Annotated in this window: 14 protein-coding genes and 1 pseudogene; 9 read left to right on the forward strand and 6 right to left on the reverse strand. The window is 40.7% G+C overall.

Annotated features, from left to right (window positions below):
* Positions 1 to 361 precede the first annotated feature (361 nt).
* Positions 362 to 1,444 carry a hypothetical protein gene (locus FNW02_RS21785; protein ID WP_191759591.1) on the reverse strand — a complete coding sequence of 361 codons (1,083 nt, stop codon included), beginning with the start codon at positions 1,442 to 1,444 and terminating at the stop codon, positions 362 to 364.
* Positions 1,445 to 1,621: 177 nt separating this feature from the next.
* On the opposite strand from FNW02_RS21785, the gene FNW02_RS21790 reads away from it, so the two are divergent.
* Positions 1,622 to 2,362: a cytochrome c biogenesis protein CcdA gene (locus FNW02_RS21790; RefSeq protein ID WP_191759592.1), complete on the forward strand. Its 741-nt coding sequence runs from the start codon at positions 1,622 to 1,624 to the stop codon at positions 2,360 to 2,362.
* A gap of 42 nt (positions 2,363 to 2,404) precedes the next feature.
* Positions 2,405 to 3,820 carry a cytochrome c biogenesis protein gene (locus tag FNW02_RS21795; RefSeq protein WP_191759593.1) on the forward strand — a complete coding sequence of 472 codons (1,416 nt, stop codon included), beginning with the start codon at positions 2,405 to 2,407 and terminating at the stop codon, positions 3,818 to 3,820.
* Between the two features lie 56 nt (positions 3,821 to 3,876).
* Here the strand turns inward: FNW02_RS21795 and FNW02_RS21800 are convergent, their stop codons facing one another.
* Entirely contained in the window at positions 3,877 to 5,409 is a 1,533-nt protein-coding gene (locus tag FNW02_RS21800) for a chemotaxis protein CheB (protein WP_191759594.1), read from the reverse strand.
* A 632-nt stretch (positions 5,410 to 6,041) separates the two neighbouring features.
* Positions 6,042 to 6,419, reverse strand: coding sequence for a hypothetical protein (locus FNW02_RS21805; RefSeq protein WP_191759595.1), 378 nt, complete (start codon positions 6,417 to 6,419; stop codon positions 6,042 to 6,044).
* Between the two features lie 164 nt (positions 6,420 to 6,583).
* Here FNW02_RS21805 and FNW02_RS21810 point away from each other — a divergent pair, with 164 nt between their 5' ends.
* Positions 6,584 to 7,009, forward strand: coding sequence for a hypothetical protein (locus FNW02_RS21810; protein ID WP_191759596.1), 426 nt, complete (start codon positions 6,584 to 6,586; stop codon positions 7,007 to 7,009).
* Positions 7,010 to 7,254: 245 nt separating this feature from the next.
* Here the strand turns inward: FNW02_RS21810 and FNW02_RS21815 are convergent, their stop codons facing one another.
* The gene (locus FNW02_RS21815; RefSeq protein WP_191759651.1) at positions 7,255 to 7,740 is read right to left on the reverse strand and encodes a DUF2243 domain-containing protein; all 486 of its coding nucleotides are present in this window, start codon (positions 7,738 to 7,740) and stop codon (positions 7,255 to 7,257) included.
* A gap of 158 nt (positions 7,741 to 7,898) precedes the next feature.
* Here FNW02_RS21815 and FNW02_RS21820 point away from each other — a divergent pair, with 158 nt between their 5' ends.
* The 3 genes from FNW02_RS21820 to FNW02_RS21830 all read left to right on the forward strand — a co-directional run bounded on the left by FNW02_RS21820 (position 7,899) and on the right by FNW02_RS21830 (position 12,920).
* On the forward strand, positions 7,899 to 8,369 hold the full coding sequence (locus FNW02_RS21820; protein WP_191759597.1) for an NADAR family protein: 471 nt from the start codon (positions 7,899 to 7,901) through the stop codon (positions 8,367 to 8,369).
* Positions 8,370 to 8,729: 360 nt separating this feature from the next.
* Entirely contained in the window at positions 8,730 to 11,492 is a 2,763-nt protein-coding gene (locus tag FNW02_RS21825) for a GAF domain-containing sensor histidine kinase (protein WP_191759598.1), read from the forward strand.
* Positions 11,493 to 12,149: 657 nt separating this feature from the next.
* Positions 12,150 to 12,920: a hypothetical protein gene (locus tag FNW02_RS21830; protein WP_191759599.1), complete on the forward strand. Its 771-nt coding sequence runs from the start codon at positions 12,150 to 12,152 to the stop codon at positions 12,918 to 12,920.
* A 463-nt stretch (positions 12,921 to 13,383) separates the two neighbouring features.
* Here the strand turns inward: FNW02_RS21830 and FNW02_RS40180 are convergent, their stop codons facing one another.
* Both FNW02_RS40180 and FNW02_RS40185 read right to left on the reverse strand, forming a co-directional pair.
* Positions 13,384 to 15,858 carry a PAS domain S-box protein gene (locus FNW02_RS40180; protein WP_431356821.1) on the reverse strand — a complete coding sequence of 825 codons (2,475 nt, stop codon included), beginning with the start codon at positions 15,856 to 15,858 and terminating at the stop codon, positions 13,384 to 13,386.
* Positions 15,856 to 17,298: pseudogene (locus tag FNW02_RS40185) on the reverse strand (PAS domain S-box protein); the annotation flags it as partial. The pseudogene FNW02_RS40185 and the gene FNW02_RS40180, both read right to left, overlap by 3 nt.
* An 827-nt stretch (positions 17,299 to 18,125) precedes the next feature.
* Here FNW02_RS40185 and FNW02_RS21845 point away from each other — a divergent pair.
* From FNW02_RS21845 to FNW02_RS21855, 3 genes are all read left to right on the forward strand, one after another.
* On the forward strand, positions 18,126 to 20,678 hold the full coding sequence (locus FNW02_RS21845) for a P-loop NTPase family protein (RefSeq protein WP_191759600.1): 2,553 nt from the start codon (positions 18,126 to 18,128) through the stop codon (positions 20,676 to 20,678).
* 231 nt (positions 20,679 to 20,909) lie between these two features.
* The gene (locus FNW02_RS21850; RefSeq protein ID WP_191759601.1) at positions 20,910 to 23,891 is read left to right on the forward strand and encodes an acetate and sugar kinases/Hsc70/actin family protein; all 2,982 of its coding nucleotides are present in this window, start codon (positions 20,910 to 20,912) and stop codon (positions 23,889 to 23,891) included.
* Between the two features lie 85 nt (positions 23,892 to 23,976).
* Complete coding sequence (locus tag FNW02_RS21855; RefSeq protein WP_191759653.1) at positions 23,977 to 25,092, forward strand: hypothetical protein; 1,116 nt, start codon at positions 23,977 to 23,979, stop codon at positions 25,090 to 25,092.
* Positions 25,093 to 25,236 lie beyond the last annotated feature (144 nt).

A 25,236-nucleotide genomic window follows, 5' to 3' on the forward strand; every position in this document is an offset into this window, starting at 1 on the left:
GTGATGATTTTCCTTGACAACTGTTGGCTATTAATTTGACTCTCAACAAACACTGCATATATTATTTCATCACCCATCTCTCATCTATCAATAAATATTAAAGATGTACTCAATGAAAGAACCTATTACTAGATAAGAGTTTTAGGAAAATTATTCTTTTTTGCGGGGTATAGGTTCGGGAATAGTTTATCTCTTTTTCTTAACTATCAAATTAGTTTCAATTAAATATTGTTTGTACAAATTTAATACGTGTAGAAACGTTGTAATATAAATGCGTGTAGAGACGTTGCATTGCAACGTCTCTATATAGCCGATTCATTTTTAGTCAATAACCAAGGAATGCGATCGCACTGAATCTAAACTACTTAAACTGATTCTTAAAAAAGTATTCTCCTAACTTTAGTAGTATGGGAATGAGCGGTGTAATTACAGACAGCAAGTACTGACGAAAGGTTGTGACATCAAAAGGCCACACTGGAAATTCATTGGTCAATGTATAGAGAGAGCGTAATTCTTGAAGCTTACCAGTTTGTTTCTTCAAACTTTCAACATCGTTACCCAAACTTTTGTGAATACGCACATAATCTGCTTGAAACTGCTTGGCAATTTCACTTATTAATCCTTCTTTGGCTTTTTTCATGCCTTTACGAGCGGCAAGAAGAGGCCCAAAAAAGCATACTAACGATACAGGAAGATATAGCAGAATTAATAAATTAAAATACCAGTATTTCTGTGCTATCCCTTGAGTAATAAATTGATAATTACTAAGGGTAATCATCGTGCCAAATATAGCAGCTAGATAAGCAGTATTCAGAGAGTATTGGCTCAAAACACTTAATCCACCACAGCGATCGGGATGCAGTGGATTGATATTGAGTTGCTTATTGCCAAGGAGTTGATGCATTACCCAAACATTGGTTATTAGGGTCAGCACTAACATAGTAGCTGCGTAAAATATGACAACAGCATTAATTGCACCTGTCAAAGCTGGGAGTCCTCCATCTGATCCTGTCCAGTTCTTAACATTGTGCTGTAAGGAGAAATACCAAATACCGAAAGCTATTCCTGCTGCCAATGCCAAGAATTTACGCCACGGCTTTTTGTATGGAGACAATGCCGAGTTAATTTCTATGTCAGAAACATTAACAATATCTGACTGTTTGAGGTACTCAATTAGCTTATATATCGCCTTAACTGACCACAGATAGTAGCCAAAGACTACTGGATTGAGCAAACTGATCCACACCCAGGCAAACCAATCTTGCAGTAACCCTATGTGTCTACCGCCGTGCAGTATCAACGTCTGACTTACTGAAGCTACTGTTAAGTAAAAACCAGATGTAATTATGACGGAGAGCAGCCCTAAACTAATGGGTGTCAAATGGAATTTATCAACTAGCCAGCGGGCTAATGGATCAGCTTGGTAAAAGTCTTGCTCTTGCATATATTAATCCAAGTTGCTAGTCGAAGGAAGACGGTAAAAAAGATAACACCAGTGTCATCCATATGGATTAAGTACGCAAGATGTCTGTCTTATTCGCTTTGCCTCATCGCTTAAACCCAAAGGAGCAAAGTAAGCTAGAATGCAAGCATATTAAGCATTTCCCGCTCAGAAAGACCCATGCTGGAGACTCTGCAAAACCAACTTTACCAACTTGAACAATTTGCCAATGCTCTTGTTTCTAATCAACTGACGCATCTGAGTTTGTTTAGTATTGGCATCATCTTTGCAGCAGGTTTGCTCACCAGTCTCACACCCTGTATGCTTTCTATGCTGCCAATTACTATTGGCTACATCGGCGGTTATGAAGCAAAAAGCCGTCTGCAAGCAGCAGCCCAATCAACGTGGTTTGCGTTGGGATTAGCAACCACCTTGGCAGGGCTGGGTATATTAGCAGCTTTCGTCGGAAAAGTCTATGGTCAAGTAGGAATTGGTTTGCCGATTATCGTCAGCATCATCGCCATTCTTATGGGGCTGAACTTACTAGAAGCATTACCTCTGCAATTTCCCTCTTTAGGCGAAACGAATTGGATTTCACCAGACTTACCGCCGGGAGTGCGTTCTTATGCAATTGGATTGACTTTCGGCTTAGTTGCATCCCCTTGTAGCACACCGGTTTTAGCCAGCTTGCTGGGTTGGATTGCGAATACACAAGATTTGATTTTAGGTGCTGTTTTATTAATTTCTTACACAGCAGGTTATGTAGCACCATTGATTTTGGCAGGTACTTTCACTGCTTCAATTAAAAAGCTGCTGGAATTGCGGCGTTGGTCTGGTTGGATTAATCCAGTTAGCGGGGCGCTGTTGGTAGGATTTGGTGTGTTTTCCTTAATTTCTCGAATTCCCCTTGGCAGTTTTTAGTTTCATTTCCTCGTAGGGATTTATATACACAAATTAATAAAAATGACTATTGAAAATTCAGCGTCCAAAGAATTAAAGTGGTGGTCAATACCTGGGCAATACTTGCGGCAGGAGTTTTTGCCGATACTGACAAATTTACGATTAGCGATCGCCCTACTACTATTAATCGCCCTCTTCAGCATCAGCGGTACTGTAATTGAACAAGGACAATCACCCGCATTCTACCAGGCTAACTACCCAGAACATCCCGCCTTGTTTGGTTTCCTAACTTGGAAGGTGATCCAAGTCGTTGGCTTAGACCATGTATATCGTACCTGGTGGTTTCTAGCATTACTCATTTTGTTTGGCACTAGCCTGACTGCTTGCACTTTTACCCGCCAGTTACCAGCCTTAAAAGCCGCCCGTCGTTGGAAATATTACGAAGAACCACGGCAATTTCAAAAGTTAGCTTTGAGTGCAGAATTAGATAGTGGTTCTCTCAATTCCCTAAGTCCAATATTGCAAAACCGTCGCTATAAAATTTTCCAAGAAAAAGACAATATTCTTTATGCCCGCAAGGGAATAATCGGACGTATCGGCCCCATCATTGTTCATGTGGGCATTGTGGCTATTTTATTAGGCGGAATTTGGGGAGCGATGACCGGATTTCTTGCCCAAGAAATGGTCGCCAGTGGTGATACATTTCAAGTGAAAAATATTATCGATGCTGGGCCTTTAGCAGCAGCCCAAATGCCCAAAGATTGGTCTGTGCGAGTCAATCGTTTTTGGATTGACTATACTCCATCTGGTGGCATTGACCAATTTTACTCAGATATGTCTGTCTTGAATAATCAAGGACAGGAAGTTGATCACAAGAAAATTTTTGTTAACCAACCTCTGCATTATCATGGCGTAACTTTCTATCAAACAGATTGGGGAATTTCAGCTGTTCGCGTCCGCATTAATAACAGCCCGATTTTTCAGCTACCGACTGCACAATTGAACACTAACGGTAGAGGGCGAATTTGGGGAACTTGGATTCCTACTAAACCAGATTTGAGTGCAGGTGTCTCCTTGTTAGTCAAAGATTTGCAAGGTATGGTGTTAATTTACGATGCCACTGGTAAATTGGTTGATACTGTCCGCACTGGAATGTCTACCCAAGTTAATGGCGTAACGTTGAAAATTCTGGATGTAATTGGTAGCACTGGCTTACAAATTAAAGCTGATCCAGGCATACCCATTGTTTATACTGGGTTTGGTTTGCTAATGCTGGGTGTGGTGATGAGTTACTTTTCTCACTCGCAAATTTGGGCATTACAAACAGGCGATCGCTTGTATATTGGTGGTAAAACTAACCGCGCCCAAGTTGCTTTTGAACGCGAAGTTTTAGATATTTTGGATCGACTCAGTTCACAGCCAAAGGATGACGAGAGAGCTAATAATCAAGAATCCCTAGCATCTAATCCCCAAGTTTAGATTCAGTCAATACACTTGATGTTAAACCCAAAAAATTAAATTTTTTAGGTTGGGTTTCACAAAGTGAAACCCAACCTAAAATTATTTTGAGTTGACATTTTCCGGGAATAAATCTTGTACTTTCTGCCCACCAGAGTAAACAAGTTATTATCACTTACTGTTTCAGAAGTGCCCAACATTAGAAAGCCCGTTGAATTAAGACTATAGTGGAAAATTGACAGGAGCTTCTTCTGCACATGAGATCCCAAGTAAGTTAGCACATTTCGACAAGTAATTAGATCCAGTTTGGAAAAGGGTGGATCGCTGATCAAGTTTTGCTTAGCAAAGATACATAGCTCACGCACCGATTTGCTGATCTGATAACCGCCTTCTACCGGAACAAAGAATCGTTTTAGACGTTCTGGAGAGACATCTGCTAGCTGACTAGGCTTGTAGATGCCAATCCTTGCTTTCTCGATCGCCACCTCATTAAGATCCGTAGCAAAAATCTTAATCGGGAGATAGATTCCCTGATCTTCTAGATACTCCAGCAAGCAAATGGTAATGGAGTAAGCTTCCTCACCCGTTGAACATCCCGCGACCCAGATGCGGATCGGCGACTCAGGCGTTCGAGCCTTGGCAATAATTGGAAATACTTTGCTCTTTAAAGCCTCAAAGGATTTGGGATCGCGGAAAAAACATGTAAGGGCGACTAGCAAATCCTGATACAAAGCGCTCACTTCTTCCGGGTTTTCCTGGAGATACCGGACGTAATCTTCTAGCCTTTCGATCTTGTATAAAACCATTCGCCGCAAGATGCGCTTTCTTAGGATGGTCTGATTGTAGTGGTTAAAGTCAACTCCTGTAGCATCCCGCAGCTGATGGAAGATTGTGGCGATCGCATCTTCGCCTTCCAGCAGTTCCTCAACTAGTTTTAACGGGGTTGGGCGTTTGATGTAGGGATGACAACTGATTTTTGCCAATTCCTGGGCGATCGCTTGTGGAGGTAGAATAAAGTCTACATAACCAGAAGCTACAGCAGTGTTCGGCATACTACTGACTTTGGCTGTGTCTTCACACTGGGCAAAGGTGATACCGCCAGCAGCCTTGATTGTTTCCACTCCCCGTGTGCCATCGGAATCGCCTCCCGATAATACAACAGCGATCGCTCTGCTTCGCCGCTCCTCTGCTAACGAAAAAAAGAAAGCATCAACTGTCATATTAATCCCATGAGATTTCTCGCGGGGCATCAGTTTCAGCACCCCTTGAGAAATGATCATCTTGGTATTGGGCGGAATCACGTAGACATGATTCCGTTCCACGGACATGCCATCGTGCACTTCAATTACAGGCATCTTGGTTGTCCTAGAAAGAATCTCCGTCAACAAACTTTTTTGATTAGGGCTTAAGTGCTGAATCAACACAAATGCCATGCCACTATCAATAGGCAAATGGCTCAACAATTGTGTGAACGCCTCCAATCCACCTGCTGAGGCTCCTATCGCAACAATCGGAAATAATTCATTCTGATTATCCTGCTGCTCCTCATTGGATGGTTGAGATGCAATGGAATTAGATTCAGATTCCTTAGAAGACCGTTTAATTGTCATGGGATGCAACAGATAATAATAGTTAGAAATGTTATGTTTTTAGTTTTTTAAATTAAGAGACATAAAGAATATATCTAAAACTTCACAAGTGTGCTGTATCTTAATTTTAATTCTGAGAATCCTTAATCTAGAATCATTTAATCACGATGGCTTTAGTATCTAACTGTAGTATTGTTTAAAGATCAAAACATTTCTAAAATAATTTAAAGTGCTGAGTTTCTGATCGCCCTATAGCCCTTCTCCTCAAGCAGACCGGAGGCGATCGGGCATCCTACGGCAGGCGTCTCACGCCACTTGCTACAACAATGAGGCAGCCGCGTGCGTAGCGTTAGTAATAGCGTAGCGTCTTGTAGAGAGGAACGAGCGTCACCCGAAGGGCCTCTCGGAGAGTAGGCGGCTTGTCAAAGACATCTGAACCTCGGAGACTCAAGACTCAGCACGCTCGTGAGGTCAAGAATTAAATCAGTAAACAGTGAACAGTAAACAGTAAACAGTTGGGAAATTTAAACCTGCCAGATAGCATCTGCCACTAATTGGCTTTGAGTTATTAGTGTTCAGTTGGAAGCGATCGCCCCCTTAGTCGTTCTCCTTAAACCCAATTATGTTTACTGTTTACCGTTTACTGATAACTGTTAAAACCAACCGCATTGTGTTGTAGAGTATGGCTTAACTATGTTAGGAACTATTTGTTTCTGCCCTGCAAATTCTCTGCCATAATAACCATCATCAAAACCACGACTAAATTCACCGCCAGCAGTACGCGGTTTATAAGCCTGTGCTTTTTTAGCGCTGTTTTTCCCTTGGCGGTAGCCATCAGCATAAGCTTGAGGATGATAGGCAGGATCTTCATCAACAAGCCATTCAGTAATGGGATAACAGTAGTTTAATGGACGTGTATAATATGGGCGATAGTGATAGTAACGCCTGTGAGCTTGAGCAGGTTGATTGTTAAGTACAAATCCAGTAGTGGTGGCTAAAGCTACTAGACTAACTGTAATAATTTTTTTCATAATTATAGTCTCCAGAGTTCATTAACTCCTGATACTTTTAAGATATCGTGGAGAATATTCAAGTGACATCGCCTAATCGGGTAAGCAACTAAGCTAATAATGTTGATGTAAACCTTACAAGTAAATACTGCTTCTGCAAAAGAAAAGTTACAGGAGACAAAAACGTGAGTAGTCTAGACAAAAGAAGATTAGAAACTGTTTTGGCGATCGCAACTTATGCTGTTGGTAGTGGTACTGCCTCAGCTACACCAACCCCCGGTATCGAAGTTCCCAAACAGATTGTGTTAACTGCGTCTGATATTGCTATGTACACAACTATCTGGAAAATCTATTTTCATGAAGATTTATCCAGTCAGGGAATTTTAGATATACTGGCACAGTTAGGTTTAGTAACCCTTGCCGCCACGGGTACAGCTTATATCGTCGCTAAAACCACCACAGCTGTTGTAAGTGAAATTACAGACTGGATAGGGCCGATGGGATGGGGCGTGAAGGCTGCGATCGCAGGTTCTCTAAGTGGTTTATTTGGAGCTACCTGGGCACTCTATTGCGATCACCTTTATTCTCAAAGAGAACCTCAACCAGTTTGATTCTAATTTAGGGTAGGAAATATGATGCAGAGGAGTAAAAAGATTTACCCTCCTAATAATTGCTCAATTTCAACCGCAATATTAGGAAAAACCAAGGGGGTAATTTCCCCGCAAGTCAGAGTTTAGTTTGACTGATAGCCTTCATTGCCACAAATTCCTACTTTAAGGAGAGAGAGCAGAGGAGCAGAGGGGTAAGGAAGAGAATAATTAATGTCTCCTGTCTCCTGTCTCCTAACTCCTGTCTCCTAACTCCTAACTCCTGAATCTTTTTTGATCATTATCCAGCCGATCGCAACAAGCAACGCACCGAATAAAAGAAATCCTAAATCCCAAGCTAACTGATTCGGCCCTGGTTTTACATGGTGGATGCCAAGAATCTGGTGGTCAATTACACCTTCAATCAAATTAAACAACCCCCAACCAATCGACAACGAGCCAACAAAGGTCTGTGATGACCAGGCAACATCATCACGCCCTCCAGCTCGCCATAGCAAGATTATTCCTACTACAACCATCACCCAGTCAAAGGCATGAAATAACCCATCCCACAACATATTTAAATCTATATTTGCGGTGGTTGTCAGAGGTCTAACGTTGCTCAGCATGTGATGCCATTGGAGTAGTTGATGCAAGAGAATACCATCAACAAACCCTCCCAAACCCAGACCAAGAACAATTCCAGCAGCAATTAGCGGTGTGTTTCCGTTAATAGTTTCACTCTTGGCCTCCATCATTAACCTCATAGATAGGCTTTTTTATCACAATAGAACTCTTCTGGGAGCAATATCTTCTATCTTGAGGCAAGTACGATGATTCAATCTGAAGTAGAGAATTTCCTGTCAGCATCTACGGGCATTATAGAAGTTGATATATAAAGAGCAATTTTCAAATGACCATTTACTTTTATAAGGTTTGGCAGCCTTATGGCTGTTTTTCTAACTTTTCTCCCCACGGAATCCACATCCAGGGGACTTACTGGTCAACAGTTGAGCATTATTATCAAGCACAAAAGTTTGTAGGCAGTGTGGATGAGGTGATTATACCCCTCATACATGCCGCTGCGACCCCAGAAGAGGCTGCTGCTTTGGGTCGTTGTAGTACCCGCAAATGCCGTCGAGACTGGGATTTAGTCAAAACTCAAGTTATGCGAGAAGCTGTACTTAAAAAGTTTCTCACTCATGCTGAGATTAGAGAAGTTCTGTTGACTACAGAAGATGAAATTTTGGTGGAAAATTCTCCAACTGACTATTTCTGGGGCTGTGGTGCTAGTAAAACCGGTGACAACCATCTCGGTAAAATTCTTATGAGTGTGCGTGAAGAAATCCGCAAGTTAAAATTTTTGTCTGTCATTTCTGAATAACCATGTTTGAATAACTACATTAAATTATCAAATAGCAGTAAGTGGGGAATGACGACATTCCCCCAGACAATAAGCTTTAAATAAATTAAAAATAATTGCTTATTTCACCACAATAAATCTTAATTCATCTGAAATAAGTGATAAAAATAGAAAAAATATTTTTAATGTAAGGCAAGAATGAAGACAATAATTTGAGTGATATTACTGAAATGTTTTCAAAATTGAGAATATAAGATTAATAAGTCAACAAATAAAGATTTTCTTAACTTGAGACTCGAAAATTAATGAATTCTAAATAAGAAATTCTTATTAAAGACAATTATAAAAAAAATTACACTTCAGTTGTGGTGTACATAAACAATGACATTTACTGATAATCCAAAAGGGTTGGAGCAAAGCTTAGACCAAGAAACTTTGCTGCACCTGATGACAAAACAGATAAGGCGATCGCTTGAATTACAAGATATATTAACAACTACCGTTGCTGAAGTTCGGACATTTTTGGGTACAGATCGAGTGAAGGTATATCGGTTTGCTGCTGATGGTAGCGGTGAAGTTATTGCCGAATCTATCCATGAGCAACGTCTACCATCTTTATTAGGGTTAAACTTCCCCGCTCATGATATTCCTCAAGAAGCAAGAGAGATGTTTGTGTCAGCGCGGCAACGTGTAATTGTGGATGTAGCTAACGGAAAGATCGGACTATCACCTCTACAGTCACAAGAAACTGGCGAAAGCTTGCAAACTGAGAATATCCTATATCGGCAAGTAGACCCGTGCCATATTCACTACTTGAAGACAATGGGCGTACAGTCTTCGGTAGTAGTGCCCATTTTACATCGCGACCCCAAAGGACAATCGGCAAAGCCTGAATTGTGGGGATTGTTAGTATCCCACCACAGTCAACCACGAACGGTTTTAAAGCGGGAACTGAATGCATTGCAGCAAGTTGCCGATCAAGTAGCAATAGCGATCGCTCAAAGTAACTTACTTACTGAGGCCCGTACCAAGCAAGAGCTAGAAGCCACTATCAACCGAGTGACTACACTGTTGCATAGATTGCCTACAATCCAGTTGCAAGAAGCATTAGAAGAAGTTATTACTGCCTTTGGCGGAGTAAGTGGCAGACTTTACATTGAACAGAGTGGAGAACTGCACACTTCGGGTATCCAGCCGATACTACCCTATGAATTAGAAAACAGTATCATCGAACAACATCCCGTATGGCGAAACTGGATAGCTGAGTGTAAACCAGGTAATGTTTGGGCAATTACCGACCTTTATAAAGACCCACGTTTGCGAGTTTTGGTTTTAGCATTCCAGCCGACTCGAATTCGGGGAATCATGGTGATTCCCCTACATTACCGCGAAAAATTTATTGGTGTGTTGAGCATTTTCCGCTCTGAATTTGACACAGAAATCCTCTGGGCAGGACAATGTGACGAGAATCGGCGACAAATGCTACCTAAGCTTTCTTTTGAAGTTTGGCGAGAGCAAAAAAAGGGGCAAGCGTCTGAGTGGAAGCCGGAAGAAATCTCACTGGCGCAAGCCTTGTACTTTCAATTCTCAATGACAATTCAGCAGCAGCAAATGTACAAACAGGTACAGGCGCTAAATGCCAACTTAGAACGTCGGGTGCAAGAGCAAACTGCTGAACTTGAACAATCATTACTGCTTACCAAGGTACTCAAGCAAGTCACAGATCAGATCCGCAGTACATTAGACTTGCAAACTACACTGCAAACCATTGTGCAGCAAGTCCGCCCATTACTAAATTCAGACCGGGTGGTAATTTTTCAACTAGAAAGTGCATCGGTGATTGTTGAAGAGATTAACGGCAACTGGCCATCAGTTTTGGGGTTCAAAGCGCTACCAGAATGCTTTCCTGATGAGTATACTCGTCTATACTTTCAGGGCAGAGTCCGGGCAATTAATAACGTGTCAACGGCTTCTTTGAGCGCTTGTCATCAGGAGTTTTTGCAAAGTATGCAAGTACAAGCCAATTTAATTGTCCCCATTAACATAGGTGTGCAAGCATGGGGATTACTCATCGCCCATCACTGTGAGGCTCCGAGAAATTGGCAAGATGTGGAAATTGATTTTTTGCAACAGCTAGCAGATCAAGCAGCGATCGCTATTCAGCAAGCACAACTCTACGAACAAACTTGTGCTGCGGAAGCTGAAGCCAGAACTCAAACCACACACTTAGAGCGTACTTTGTTTGAACTCCAAGAAACACAGACAAAGTTAATTCATACTGAAAAAATGTCCAGCTTAGGACAGTTAGTGGCAGGTATTGCCCACGAAATCAACAACCCTGTTAACTTTATTTACGGCAACCTTTGCCACGCTAATGACTATACCGAACAACTACTAGAAATTTTACACCTCTACCAATTACACTATCCACATCCTGAAGGTGAAATTCGCTCAGCAATCGATGCGATCGATTTTGAATTTTTGGTACAAGACTTACCAAAAATTATGAATTCAATGCAAGTAGGAGCTGATCGCATCCGCTCAATAGTGCTGTCGTTACGCAATTTTTCTCGCCTAGATGAAGCCGAATACAAGCCCGTTGATTTACATGAAGGCATAGATAATACTTTACTAATTTTGCAGCATCGACTGAAATCAAATGCTGATTTTCCTGGCATTGAAGTAATTAAAGACTATGGCGAATTGCCACTAGTAGAATGCTATGCCGGACAGATGAATCAAGTATTTATGAACATTATCAGTAATGCCATTGATGCTCTGATACAGGATAAAGAAGGAGAAGAATTGGAGAGTGGGAAAGTAGAAAAAGCTAAAGAATTATCTTACTCACTAATTCCTACTATTCGCATTTCTACTAAAATTTCAGCAGACAACTTTCGGATCTTGGTTCGCATTGCTGACAATGGCCCTGGAATGACGGAAGAGGTGAAAAAGCTAATTTTTGACCCGTTTTTCACTACTAAGCCTGTGGGTCGGGGTACAGGATTGGGATTAGCAATTAGCTACCAGATTATTGTAGAAAAGCATGGCGGAGTAATGGAGTGCATCACAGAACCCGGTAAAGGTACAGAGTTCTGGATTGAGATTCCCCTCAAACCTCTAGCCAGAGTCAACAGCAGATAGACGATTAATCGTGTCTCTACCTTAAGGATGAAGACAAAATTTAAGTTTCAAAACTTAAAAATTACCTGAGCACTTGCTCAACTCATCCAAAAGATTGTTAATAAAATTTGTAGTAGAGCAAAATAAAGATTTATCAGCCATCTATAAACTGTGGTCTATTGACTTGAATGGAAAATAAGGAGTTTTATAATAATACAAAGCAACTAATATCTGGAGGATTGATTTTATATCTGATTCCATCAAAGTAAAGTTTAGTTGCAAAAAAAAACCAATCCCATTTACAAATGCTAACTTAATAATTGAAGCAACTAAAGCTTCCCTGGCAGATACAACAGCTGCATGATGAAATGTAGTAAGAGGTAAAAAACGCTGTTTAATTTAAATCTGTCTCGTCAAAACCCAGCAACACCCAACGCGAACACTGTTATTTCCTCAAATGTAGAAAATTAGGGGGCGCTGTTACTGGTTTTCATTACTTGTTTACAACAGTGGTGAAAGGTAGTACATCCCTGGCTAGAATAAACAAGGGGAGGAAATAATTAAGCTAGTAGAGGTTTGGGTGTTGTTGTGTTTAAAGAGAAGTCCAAGATTAGGCCTCCTCTGGGTGTAAGCTTATACAGAAGTTGAATAGTATTCTTACATTTGAAATAGCGCCTTATGTCAATTATTGCGCTCAGAGCATGGTATCTTCAGGATTATGAGCCGATTCCAGAACTGGAAAAACGCCAGCCAGATATTCGCCTAAGTAAAAAAAGTCTGCTAAAAACAGGTTTGCGAGCAGACTTTTTAGAAGAAAGTGACGAAGTTAAAAAATCAACTTGGTTTAGGCATTATCTGGAAGGAGAAAATATTGAATTTTATATTGAGGGTAGCGGTGGCTATTGTGTAGCTAACATTGACTTGATAAGTCATGAAATTTATTTCACCAAGCAAGCGGTGTTAGCTCAGTTAGAACCAACAATTTTTTTGTGCTATCAAACTGAGTATGCCGCAGCTAGTGATGTTCTCAGAGAAGAACTGCAAAAAGGTTTGGCAACTTTAAACTTGCGATCGCGTCTCCCTTTAGCATTAGTAGAATCCTATCGACCTAGTGATGCTCCTCTACGGCTCAACCGCACCATGATGCGAAAAATTCGTAAGAGCTTGTTATTTATTGCAGACATCACACCCATTACTAGCATTGATGGCAAAGAAACTCTGCAACTGATTCCTAGTCCGAATGTTTGTATTGAAATTGGTTATGCCATCCAAAGTAAACGCTCTGAACAAATTTTATTAGTACAAATGCAACGCCCAAACTTGGATGGGCAATTTCCCTTTGATTTACCCACGCAGCAAATTTTGCAATTCCAAGACAGTAAAGAACTAAGTAAAATGCTGACAGGGGCGATCAAAAGCCAGCTAGCACGATTTAAATTGTTTTTTTGAAAAAACTAAGTTCCAACAACCGCCTAGGAATTCATTCCTAGGCTAATAGCAAAAGTCTTCTAAAGAAGACTGAATCAAGCTTGAGTCTATTAAGCGTGGAGTTAAGCTACTAGTACGAAAATTTATTTTCAGGTGGGATAGTTGACTCATTAGACCTCTTGCATAAATCAAAAATAAGAACCCCACCCTGCCAAAGCTACGCTTTGTCTCCCCTCCCCTTAGCAAGCTACGGTGTACACACATCTCTGTACCAAACCAAAATCTTGTAGATCCTCCTAAATCCTCCTTAAAAAGGACGACTTTGAGAAGTTTTTGCCCCCTTTTTTAAGGGGGGTTGGGGGGATCAAAAGCTTGTGAGGCCACTCTCAAAGACTTGTGTGTACACCGTAGCCTTAGCAAGGGGAGGGGTTGGGGGTGGGGTGCTAGGGACTTTTGCAAGAGGTCTATTGAGAATGGTGCAAGTTTAAGAGAGTTGTTGCTGTAGTGGAATTGTAATTACAAACTCTGCTCCCTCGCCGGGTGCTGAAATACATTGGAGTTGACCACGGTGGTTTTTGACAACAATTTGATAGCTAATTGATAATCCCATACCAGTGCCTTTGCCCACAGGTTTTGTAGTGAAGAAAGGGTCAAATAGTCGGTTGCAAACTTCTTCGGTCATTCCTAGACCATTATCCGCAATGCGGATTATTACGTACTCTTCTTGGGCAAGGGTGCTAATACGAATTTGCGGAGAATTCATTTGTCCTAACCTACGGGAAGTAACTTGAACAGTATCTATGTCCTTTATCCCTTGTTGAGAGTTGTTTTCTAATGACAAATAACCAATACTTCGGCTTACCTCGACTCCGCTCGGCACAAGTCGCTCAGTACAAGTGATAAATGACTCTTCCAAAGCATCGATCGCATTTGTCAACAGATTCATAAATACTTGATTCATCTGTCCGGCGTGACACACTACCTGTGGCAAGTCGCCGTATTCTTGGATAACTTGGATTTCGGGAAATTCTGGTTTAGCTTTCAGGCGACTTTGCAACAGCAGCAGGGTGCTATCAATGCCTTCATGGATATCTACTCGCTTCATGCCATCTTCATCTAGACGAGAGAAATTCCGTAAAGATAGGACAATCTGCCGAATACGTTCTGCTCCTATATTCATAGAATCTAGAATTTTGGGCAAATCTTGGCTAAGAAAATCTAAATCAATCGTGTGGATTTCTTGTTTTATTTCTGGTACTGGTGGGCAGTAGCGTTGATAAAGTTCTACCAAGTGCAGCAAATCTTTGACATGCTCACTAGCGTGGTTGATATTGCCATAGATGAAATTGACGGGATTGTTGATTTCGTGGGCAATACCTGCCACTAACTGTCCCAAACTAGACATTTTTTCAGTTTGAATTAGTTGAGCTTGGGTTTGTTGAAGTTCTAGCAAAGCTGCTTCTAGCTGCTGTGCTTTTTCTTGAGCAGTTTGGGCAACGATACGACTTTGTGTATAAAGTTTGGCTTGGTCAATTGCGATCGCCAGTTGATCTGTAACTGCTTGTAGTAATTCAACTTCACTATCCAGCCAAGGTCGTAAGCCACTACAGTAACCACAGCTAAATGCTCCAATTTCACCTGATTGAGTGTGTACAGGCAATGATATAAAGGCGGTGAAACCAAAATCATGCAAAAATTGTCGTGCGATGCGTTCACCGGAGGTGGGCGTTTCGCCATCGCCTTCTTGGTTAACATCATCGATGCGGATGATTTCTCTGTTTAAAGTTTTTGTGGCTATTAGTTCAACTCCTGCATGAGTTGCTTGGGCTTTCAGTAGACTGGGTAATGTAGAATTTTTCGCTTCATATACACATTCCCAGTAGGGTAGTTCAGTGTTTTGTCGATACCAAAAGAAAGCGCAACGATCAATTTGGAATAAGTTGCGGATTTCCTGCACTGCGGTTTCTAAAATGTAATTGAGTTCTAGAGAAGCTCGAATTTGACTAGCCAGACGGTTAAGCAGTGCTTCCCGCTGAGCGATCGCTCTAAATTTAGCTTCTGATTTTCGCAGAGCGGTTTCTGTGCGTTGGCGCTGTAGTTCTGCTGTGGCTCTAGCGGCAAAGATACTGACAATAGCTTTGCAGCGTTCCTCTTGCAATATCGGCTTCGTATCCAATACGCAAAGATGACCTATCGATATACCGAATGTATCCACAAGTGGCACTCCCAAGTAACTTTCAGCGTTGAGTGCCAATAAGTCCTTGTCTTGGGAAAATAGTTGCTGTACACCAGAGGAGTAAAAACGCATCCCCTCTTGCAACACAACTTCGCAAGGCGTATTAGCTAGTTCATACTCGAAAGTATCTAAGAGCTTGTTATCAGCCCAGAATGATAAAACTCTCGCCCTGCTCAGATCTTCGTCGGTTCTTTCTGCAAGTACGACATAACGGACTCCCAGAGCATCTGCCAAATGACGCACTAAGGCAGAGAAAAATTCTTTGCCCGTTACTGCCGCTGTTCCGGCTACAAGAGCTTGTAGAGCTTCCTCTGCTTGTTTGCGATCGGTGATGTCTCGATAAACGCCGCGATAACCTAGGTAATTACCGGACGTATCAAAAAAAGGAACTCCATTGGTTTCTAGAACAACCAATTGTCCGTGCTTGTGAAGATTTTTGTTTTCGAGATTGCTTAAAGGCTGTTTGGAATTGCTTAGATCTTGAAAAATTTTTTGTACTCGGCTCGCTTCTGCTGGTGGCATCAAGTCAAAGGGAGTTTTACCTAGTAATTCTTTTGGCTCGTACCCCAAAATGTCACGGATTTTTTGGCTAATGTAAGTGTAAATCCCTTGGCGATTTAATTCCCATACTCCATCGTTAGTGGTTTCCACAAGATGGCGAAAGCGCTCCTCACTTTCTATTAGTGCTTTTTCGGCTTGTTTACGTTTGATGCCAATGGCAATATCTTGAGCAGCAAATTCTAGGGCTACGAAAGTAGATTCTGTTACAGCTCGCCGGGAAAACATAGCTATAACCCCTACAGTCTCACCTTCAACAATTAGAGGATAGCCTGCAAAAGCAACCATCCCCTCACGCTGTGCCCATTCTCGATTACCCACTCGCGGATCTGTCAATACAGAGTTAGTTAAGTGGGGTTTGCCTTCTTGAGCAATCAAACCAATTTTGAATTGTCCGACTGGCACGCGTCTATGAGGCCCGTCAATATGGGTGTACATTCCAGAACTGACTTGCAACTCTAATACATTCTCTTGTTTGTTTAGTATCCAGAGGCGAGCAAACGCAGCATCAATATGTTTGACTAAAGCTTCAGTACAGCGGCGCATCATGCACTGTAAGGTGTGACTCTGAGCAAGAGCAGCATCTACATCGGCACGAAAATCTGCTAATCGTGCTCGCTCTGCCAACACCTCTTGCGTTTGTCTGCGATCAGTAGTGTCATGACAAATACCAACGAAGTACAAAGCAGTACCATTAGCATCTTTTATAGTAGATGAGTTACTTGTATGCCATCGCCAATCACCATCTTTATGTTTAACCCGATATTCAATGGGGTCTTGCTTTTCGCCTGTTGTCAAAACTCTTTGGAAATAATCTGCACAGATTGGCACGTCATCGGGATGCACAAAGGGAATAAAGGATTTGCCTTCAACCTCCATAACCTCATGTCCTAAGATGTCAGTCCAGTTAGGAGAAACATAGGAAAATACTCCCTCAAGTGTTAGTGCAAAAATAATGTTATTAGCGTTTTCTACAATACTGCGAAACTTAACATCATTTTCTATCAATGCTAGTTGCATTCTGTCGCTGACATGGCGGACGAGAACTATGATTTGCTGCTCTTGTAGAGGTAATAACCTAGCTTCAAAATTACTGTTATCTTTTGATAGTGGTAATGTATATTTAAAACTCACTAAGGATTTAGTATCCAGTACTTGATTTATTGCTTGCCGAAAGCGTATTCCTACAGAAATAGGTAGACATTCTAGCAGCGATTTACCGTAAACAAATCCTGGTAAATTATCCAAGCACTGCGTCTTTCCAGCCTTGTAATCTAAGATAGTTCCATCAGTATTTAGGCGTAAATATATATCGGGAATTCCTTGTAAAATTGCTGCCAACTCTAATGTTTTTTGATGTAACTTTTCTTCAGCTTCTTGGCGTTTCGCGATTTCATATTGTAGTTGCTCCAGTGCTTTAATTAATTCTGTTGCTGGTTCTTCAACTCCAATTTCTAAGTCTTGATTTGTTGCGTCTAAGGCTACTTCTGGTATGCTGAAACTTAAAGAGAAGTCTGTAGACGCGGCGTGTAGTTTACTTTTCTGTAAGCTAACAGAAGTGGCTTGTCGTTCGATATCGTTAATGTCCATTACAGTATCTATCATCTGTAGCGTTTTTCCAGTTTCGTCGATTTGATTTATGGAGTCCTGCACCCTTTCTGGAAACACTTTTACCTGCCTGTTCTGCGAATAATGAGATTTTGTAGTTGATTAAAATAAATAAAAGAATAAATATTATTAACTAATAATAAGCTATTTTTTTTATTAAAAAAATAGTGAAATCACTTAGTTGATTATTCTGGATAAATTATTGAATATATGACTTTTTATTAGACTGTTTGCTTGCTAAAGCTAGATGAAGTTAAATCTCAATAAACAATAAAAATTTGTGACTGTGAGATTCAATCTCTTGCTTTAATAAGCTGTTTAAAGGTATTCTGCGATACAAATATGGCTAAATACTGATTAAATAAATATAGAGGAAGCAAAATTCAGCATACTAAAAGTTTATCTATTTAAAATTTTTAATAGGTTATTTTAAAATTTTTATAAAGCGAAAACCATTTAAAGATAAAGGAAGTAATATTAACGCAATCTCTCACTTAAAATATTTATATTTTCTTATGCTCCTCAAACATTTAATTTAGCTTCACCAGGAAAGTATAATTTTTTATAAAGCTGTTCCGTCATAAGACAATATTTACGATGATCAAGTATTTTTGCCAATATAAATATTTATTTATTTTTTACTGTTGTTGCCTAAACCAGATTTGTCATAATGCTCTGAGCTAATAAAAATAGCCCACACTAAAATAGCAAATGAACTCAGATAAATGCAAAATATAGCTTCAACACATTATATGAATGGCTGTTGATCACGTTTTTTGTGTTATAAAGCTCACAGAAATTTATGTTAGGCGAAAAACTATTCTATGGAACCAGAAAAACTGGATCGTTTTAAAGATTACGGCGAGTTCATCCTCCGTAAATTAGACTCGATACCCCAGCACCCTTCTAAACAAGAAGATTGGGTTCCAACTAGCCTCGATGAATGTCTTTTAGATCTCCGGGAAGCTGCTGAGAAAACTATAAAACTTGCTACTTCGCCAGTGAAAATTGGTGTAATGGGGGAATTTAGTAGCGGCAAAACCCTGCTTTTAGGTAGCCTGATTGGATATGCAGATGCCTTGCCAGTGAGTGAAAATCCTACTACAGGTAATGTTACCGCCATTCACATCATACCGCAAGATGGTTTTATCACAACACAAGCGAGTAATTTTACTGTAGAGTATCTTTCTCACGAAGGAGTGAATGAGTGCCTGCACTTCATGCTAGCAGAGGCAAATAGAAGGTCAACAGCAGCAGGACTTCCGCTTGTACTGCTCTCGAAACTCAACTCTTGGAAAGATATTTTGAGCTGGTGTGAAGAATCATGGAATAGCAGTAATAACTTGGAGTTACGTTATTTGCTACGGGAATTGGTGTTGTTCATCCGTGCTTATCACTCTTATGGGGAAGCTATGTGTGATGGGCGCTACCAGATTGATGCTACCACTGCCCGTGAAGGTTTACAGCTAGCCGAGCAGCCGATGGCAATCCAAACTTTGAGCTTTGAGGATTTACCTCCAACTCATGTCCGATTACCAAGCCCTCCCCAGAGATTACCAACAAAGTTATTACAAAATAGCTTCCCACTGATCCGTCGTGTAGATATTGAAGTGAAAATATCACGGGAAATTTGGGATTTTGCGGGTGCTGACAAATTTATTCTCTTAGATTTTCCAGGATTGGGGGCTGCTAATTCGGGGGCTAGAGACACTTTTTTGTCGCTGCGGGAACTAGCAGAAGTACAGACGATTTTGGTGTTACTGAATGGCAAATCTCCAGGAAGCGATCGCGCTAATAAAATTTTTACCATGATGCAGCAGCAGCGACCAGGACAAGACCTCAAAGATTTAATTTTGGTCGGTGTAGGTCGCTTTGATCAACTACCCTTAGACAGTGAGGGTGGTGAACGAGAACTAGACCAACTGATTGAAGATAGCCTAGTCAAGAATCCTTTACAGGAAGAGACTGTTTTCCAAAAACTGAAAGTTTTGCAAACTATTATTGATGGTGCAAGTGCATTTACGACTCAAAAAGACCGCATCGTTCTCTTGTCGCCGCTGTTAGGATTAGCTGATTTAGCAAAACGTTCTAGTACAGTCAAAGCAGGCTCACCAGAGTTTTTGGCTAACTTAGACTATCCTGATTACTTAGATCGGTCTAAACGGCTACAACAAAAATGGGCAAGCTTAAGCGAATATTTGCTAGAATCTAATGCCCGGAGTCATCTTGGCAGACAGCTAGGTTACTTTGCTCAAGACGGGGGTATTAGTAAACTACGAGAATTGATTCAAAGCCACGTAGCTACTCACGGTTTGAAGCAACTGTATGAAGATACTCGTAGAGCTGCTGATGCTGTGCGACAGCAGCAAGATGACTTGAAAAACATCATAGAAGAAATTCATCAGCAAGGCATACCGACAGCAGACAGCCCAGCTTTTGTCGAGTTGTGCGTTGTAGTAGAAAACTTGGATAAAATCTACAGGAACTTTCAAAAAGATTTAGGCAAAGAACCACTTAAGGATCAACGTGGTGTTGTTGTCAGTGATGTAGTGAAAGATGAATTAACCTTTAGAATACTAAATTGGAACCAGTGGACTTTACTCTTAAACAAAGCAAATAATGGTACGATCGCTCTGGCAGAATCTAAAGGTGCAGCTGGAAAGCTATTTGACAGAGGAAACAGAGTCAATAGTTCTCTACCTACAAAGAGTGATGATTTTTATCCAGTATTTGAAAAAACCGTTAAGGAAGTCGAAGATTTTGCCCGCGATCGCATTCGTCAAGCAGTTTTAGATTTGTTGAACAAATTATCAAGTTATGTAGCTCAAGAACGTGAATATCTCAAAGCAATTTTATATCCAGAAATGGAACGAGATATTGAAGATAAATTTGGTTTTGAAGCAGCTGATCTATTTTATAAATTGTTCTTGGGTTGCGATCCTAATCAATGGAAAGAAGCAATCATCTCCGAAATCAATAGTAAAAACAAAGCGATTACATCCGAAATTATATTTCCCTTAGCGCGTCAAAACGACAAACACAACATTGGTCAAATTTTTGACTGGGCACCAGAAAGAAGTCAAGGCTTATCTAGAGGTAGCAACCACCAACTTCTAGTGCTGCGACTGCGAGATGAAATTACTGCTAGCGCTAGTCTCCACCTTGTGCAGTATGTTAGCGAAGTTAATCAGCAAGTTAATTTAGAAATAGAAGGTATTTTGGATCAAATTATTCCCAGTTTACAAAATATCTCAAAAGAAGAAGCGTTGTTGAGGTATTTGGCGGCGGGAAACTCGCCAGATGAAATACCAATTCCTACTTGGTTGCAGATTCTCTCAGAACTTGCCACATTTTCTTACTTAGATATTTCTATGTAGTTGCAAAAATTATGCTTGGGATAGAAACTTTTAATAAACATCTGATAAAAGTAGATGTTTTTGAGTTTAAACCACAGATACACACAGATAAACACAGATAATTAATTCATCTGTGTGCATTTGTGTTTATCTGTGGTTTCCAATCATAAAGTACTGCTTTTTACAATAGGTTTAATAACTTTCCTGTTCTTCTCATAGCACTTAATGAATTCTGCGCTTACGGATACTGCAATGAACCCTTTTCAATTCAACAATCATAATGATCAACAACCAAGTGAGCAAAAAAAAAGATTTCCAGGATGGTTTGCCCTAGATTTTGGAACCTCAAATTCTACAGTTACACTTTTCGATCCGATTGAAGTGCCGATCGCAGAAATTTTACCAAAAGAACAAGAGATCAGGTTGCGCTCCTGCTTAGCTCAATGGCTGAGTTCTCCCGCTTCGTTAGCTCTACCAGATGTTAGCGATAGTGAATGGGAAAAGTTTATCGCTGATATTAGCAAAAACCTGGAGATAGAACCCAGTCGTTTGAGTGAAGTTTTTGAAAGTGATAACAAAGAGCGATTTTTGGAAACTATTCGTCAAATAGAACTTTGTCTAGGTAACAGCGAGCGATTCCGCCGCGCTGTCAGCAAAAAACTTTACCAGATATATCATGAAGTGTTCCGCGTCCCGGCACTAGAGTCTCAAAATTTGATTCCGATGGTTTTGGATATTGATCGCCGCGATACGGAAATTCCTAGCGAGTTGGAAATTTTTAAGTTAGCGGATTTAAAACTGCGGATGGGTAGAGAAGCTAGAGACAATAGAAAAAAAGCGATCGCTCAAAGTACAAGCAGCTCAATAAAAGAAATTATCAGCAGATTTCACCATTCACCCAAACGCTACTTTGGACAGGAACGATCTTTTCCAGTTATTTTGAATGGTGCAGAAGAAACAATTACTGTTAACGAGCTAATCCAAGGAGCTTGGGGACATCTTATTGAGTTAACTGAAGACTACCGCCAACGAGCAAGACGCAGATTTTCTGAGGGAGATTTTTTAACAGCAGTTGTCACTTACCCAACTGTCGCGCCGCCAGTTGTTCGTAAAGAAATTAAGGAATTGATTGAGCAGCTGGGGATTGACGATGTGCAAACTGCTTATGATGAAGCCGTTTCTGTAGCGATATTCTTTTTGTGGCGAGAATTTGGCGGTAATCTCAACATTGGTATTGAGTCATTTAAAACCCGTTGTCGCCAAGAAGGGAACAAATGGTCACAAAATGTTCTGGTCTTGGATATTGGCGGGGGAACAACAGATTTAGCTTTGATTGAACTCACTTTAGAAGATAAAACCCCTACTTTTGCCAATTATGAAGACCGAGGTTTGGGAGGACGGTATTATAAACTTACACCGAAACTGTTAGGTTCATCCGGTCATTTACAATTGGGTGGTGAGTTAATTACACTGCGAATTTTTAGATTATTGAAAGTTGCGATCGCTGACTTTTTGTTAGTAGCAGTAACAACAGGTGATATCGAAAGCGAAAAGCTAGAAGATTTAATTAATTCAGAGTTAAATGAGCGTTTCTTAGAACAAGGCAAATTTAAAAGCGGCAGCCTTTTAAAATGTCTAGATAGAGAGAATCCAGAAGGTGACGTTGCTTACAAAGATGCCCTAGATACTGCCGAGAAAGTATTACCTACCCGTTGGCAACAAGCACCTCAACGTTTGCAAACCTTTTATACTCTGTGGGATCATGCAGAAGCAGCTAAACTCAAACTTGGGCAATCAACCACAGATAATTCTCTATTGACGTTCACTCTTTGTGAACAGCAAATTTCGGAACTGCTCACCCAAAATGGTGTTAAATTACAGGTTAAAGATCCAAATAACATCTGCGTTACTTTAGATAGTCAGCAATTTGAACGAGCTGCTTCTTCAGCAATAAAAGAAGCGATCGGTATTGCCAAAGGACTAATGGAAAGTCGTTTACGTTCTCAAGATACTACCAAAGATTTCAGAAACTCTCTAAAAGTTGATTGGTTAATTCTGTCTGGCAAAACTTGCAATCTCGATTTAGTACAACGCCAAATCTACCAAGAATTTAGCAACTCTCCATATTTTGTCTGGAATCCAGAACGGATTACCTTTGTGCTGGAATTTACTAAGCTAGCCACATCCGCTGGTGCTTGCTATGCCGAGAAGTTGCGGAGACTAAGATTTGATCCAGAAGAATCCAAAGCATTACTGCGTAAGGGAGCCAACCAGCTAGAAATTGATGTCAAAAACCTCTTTTATTATCTGCCTTGCAACTTCAAACGCAAAACCCAAACCAACGATTTGCTACCAATATTCAAAGCAGGACAAGAACTGTATCAACTCGCGCCTTGGGAGGCGGTAGCAAAAGTTCGGACTGCTTGGCAAGGGATACAATTGACCAACATCATTTACCGTCAGGACTACGAAGATGGAGATTTAAGACTTTGGGGTAGCTTTGACGGCAGAAACCTTATGGAGAAACTTAGAATAAATGAGTCTGAATTTCTCAAAAAAATTAAAGTCCAATTTGAGATTGATCAAACACTTCAGTTTAGCGTGCTGCTTTGTCAAGGAAATCCCCATTATTTAATTGACGTTCCTGGCATTGATGTAGGATCAGCAATAATGGCAGGTTCCGGGAAAGAAGGATCAGCGTTGTTTGCCGATGGTAAATTGAAGTGGAATATCGCAGTTGAACGTCCTTACAAAGACTTAAATGATGGTGATATCGCCGTCAATGTGATTGAGTCAGCAACCGTTGATCAACCACATGCCTATCATTTGGTGTTTGAAGTAGGCAATGATGATGGTACGCTCCAAGAATTTCACTATCTACGCGATGGCACACCGCAATCAGGAAGTGGGTTAATCAGTAACTCCTTGCCTCATTTCCCACAAACTGGCCAGCACACTTTTTATGTTTATCAAACAGATGCCGAAACCAACACCAAAAAATGGATGCGAATTGGCGCACTCAGCAAACCAGATATTACCACAGATTACCCTTGCCAATATCGTGTGACTCTCGATGATAAAGGCATTCTGCGGATGCACGCTGGTGAAGTGCCTTACTGGACATCGAAAAATCAAGAATGCCTCAAGCAAGAGGGATGTGTTTTTTATACTGAATTAGACTTGCAACCCAACGAAGTCGATAAAGAACGTGATCCGTTTTGCGGCATACATTAAGCTTGCCTCACGCAGAGACGCAGAGACACAGAGGTTTTCTCTGCGACTCTGCGCCTCTGCGTGAGATAGAAAAAAAGTGACATTCATGCAGCATCTACATCAGTTATTAAAAATAGAAAACTCAAAACTAGCTCAATTACTGCGGTTTAGTCTGTACGGACTAGAGGCTACTTTAAATCAGGCTCGCACAGAATTTCCACTAGATCCTGGATCTGAAATATGCGATGAGGTACTGCAAGAACTTCATAGCTTATTACAACCCGCTGTAGCTGCACCTCTACAACAAGACTCTGGCTGGGAAGATATGCCGCTCCCAAATGCTTTAAAACTAAGTCATCTTCGAGAAGCTTTCGATTCTGACCCAGAACTTGGTTATTATCTGGGTAATTCTCCATTACAAAGCCAAACTGACTCAGATTTGTGGAACGAAATTCAACGCAAGTTACTACGAGTTCCAGAGGATTTGGCTACATCTTGGCGACAGCGTAGCTTGGCTCTGGCTCAAGAAGCTGGTGCAAGAGAGAATAATTCTAATCTCTATCAACTGCCCTTTTTCCGAGATGAAATTATCTACCCTGGACTTAGCGGTACTGTTAGAGCTAGGGGATTGTGTTTATCTCAAAAAGCACTGTCAAATTCGGAAATTGTCCAAAATAATGAATCTGGGAATTTATATTTACTAGCTGGGTTACTGCTAATTTGTATAAAATTTATCGAACTAGACCCAGATTTACATCATGCCTTAAAAAGCGTTTTTGGCTTTGATGTAATCTCTTTGTACTCCAATCCAGAACAGCAAAATCAATACATTAATGCTTTAGGCGATCGCTTCGAGCGCACCCAAAAGGCTGAGGAAAATGCTGAGCCACTGTTAACTTTGCGTGCTTGGATTGACATGGATGAGGCAATACATTCTTTAGTATTTGTACCACCTGCTGAGCGTTATTCCTGGTGGGGTAAGCTACAACAAGAATCGCGGCGTATTTTGAAAAAAGTTGCTGATCAGGCAAATGCAGCAGGTTATGAAGTGCGGATTCGTCAATTATCGGGACTATATGCAGATATCTGTGCTTTATCTAAAGATGACCTGCAACTAAATTGTGGAGGAGTTCCAGGGGAAGTTTTGACTTGTCTTCGGCTGTATGCGCGAATTAATCAAGAAGAATCTCTAGGTCGTGTACTATTTCGCTCATCACGGTAGTTGCTGATGCTCTATAACCACACCACCAAGAATACATACAAAAAGGCAGATTCTATAGTTACAAAGTATATTTTATAACTATATTATGAAATTCTACCTTTCCCAGTGGGAAATATATGAAGTGAGCGCTCAAGTACAGGGAAA

The organism is Komarekiella delphini-convector SJRDD-AB1 (genome assembly GCF_014831675.1).
Lineage (GTDB): Bacteria > Cyanobacteriota > Cyanobacteriia > Cyanobacteriales > Nostocaceae > Komarekiella.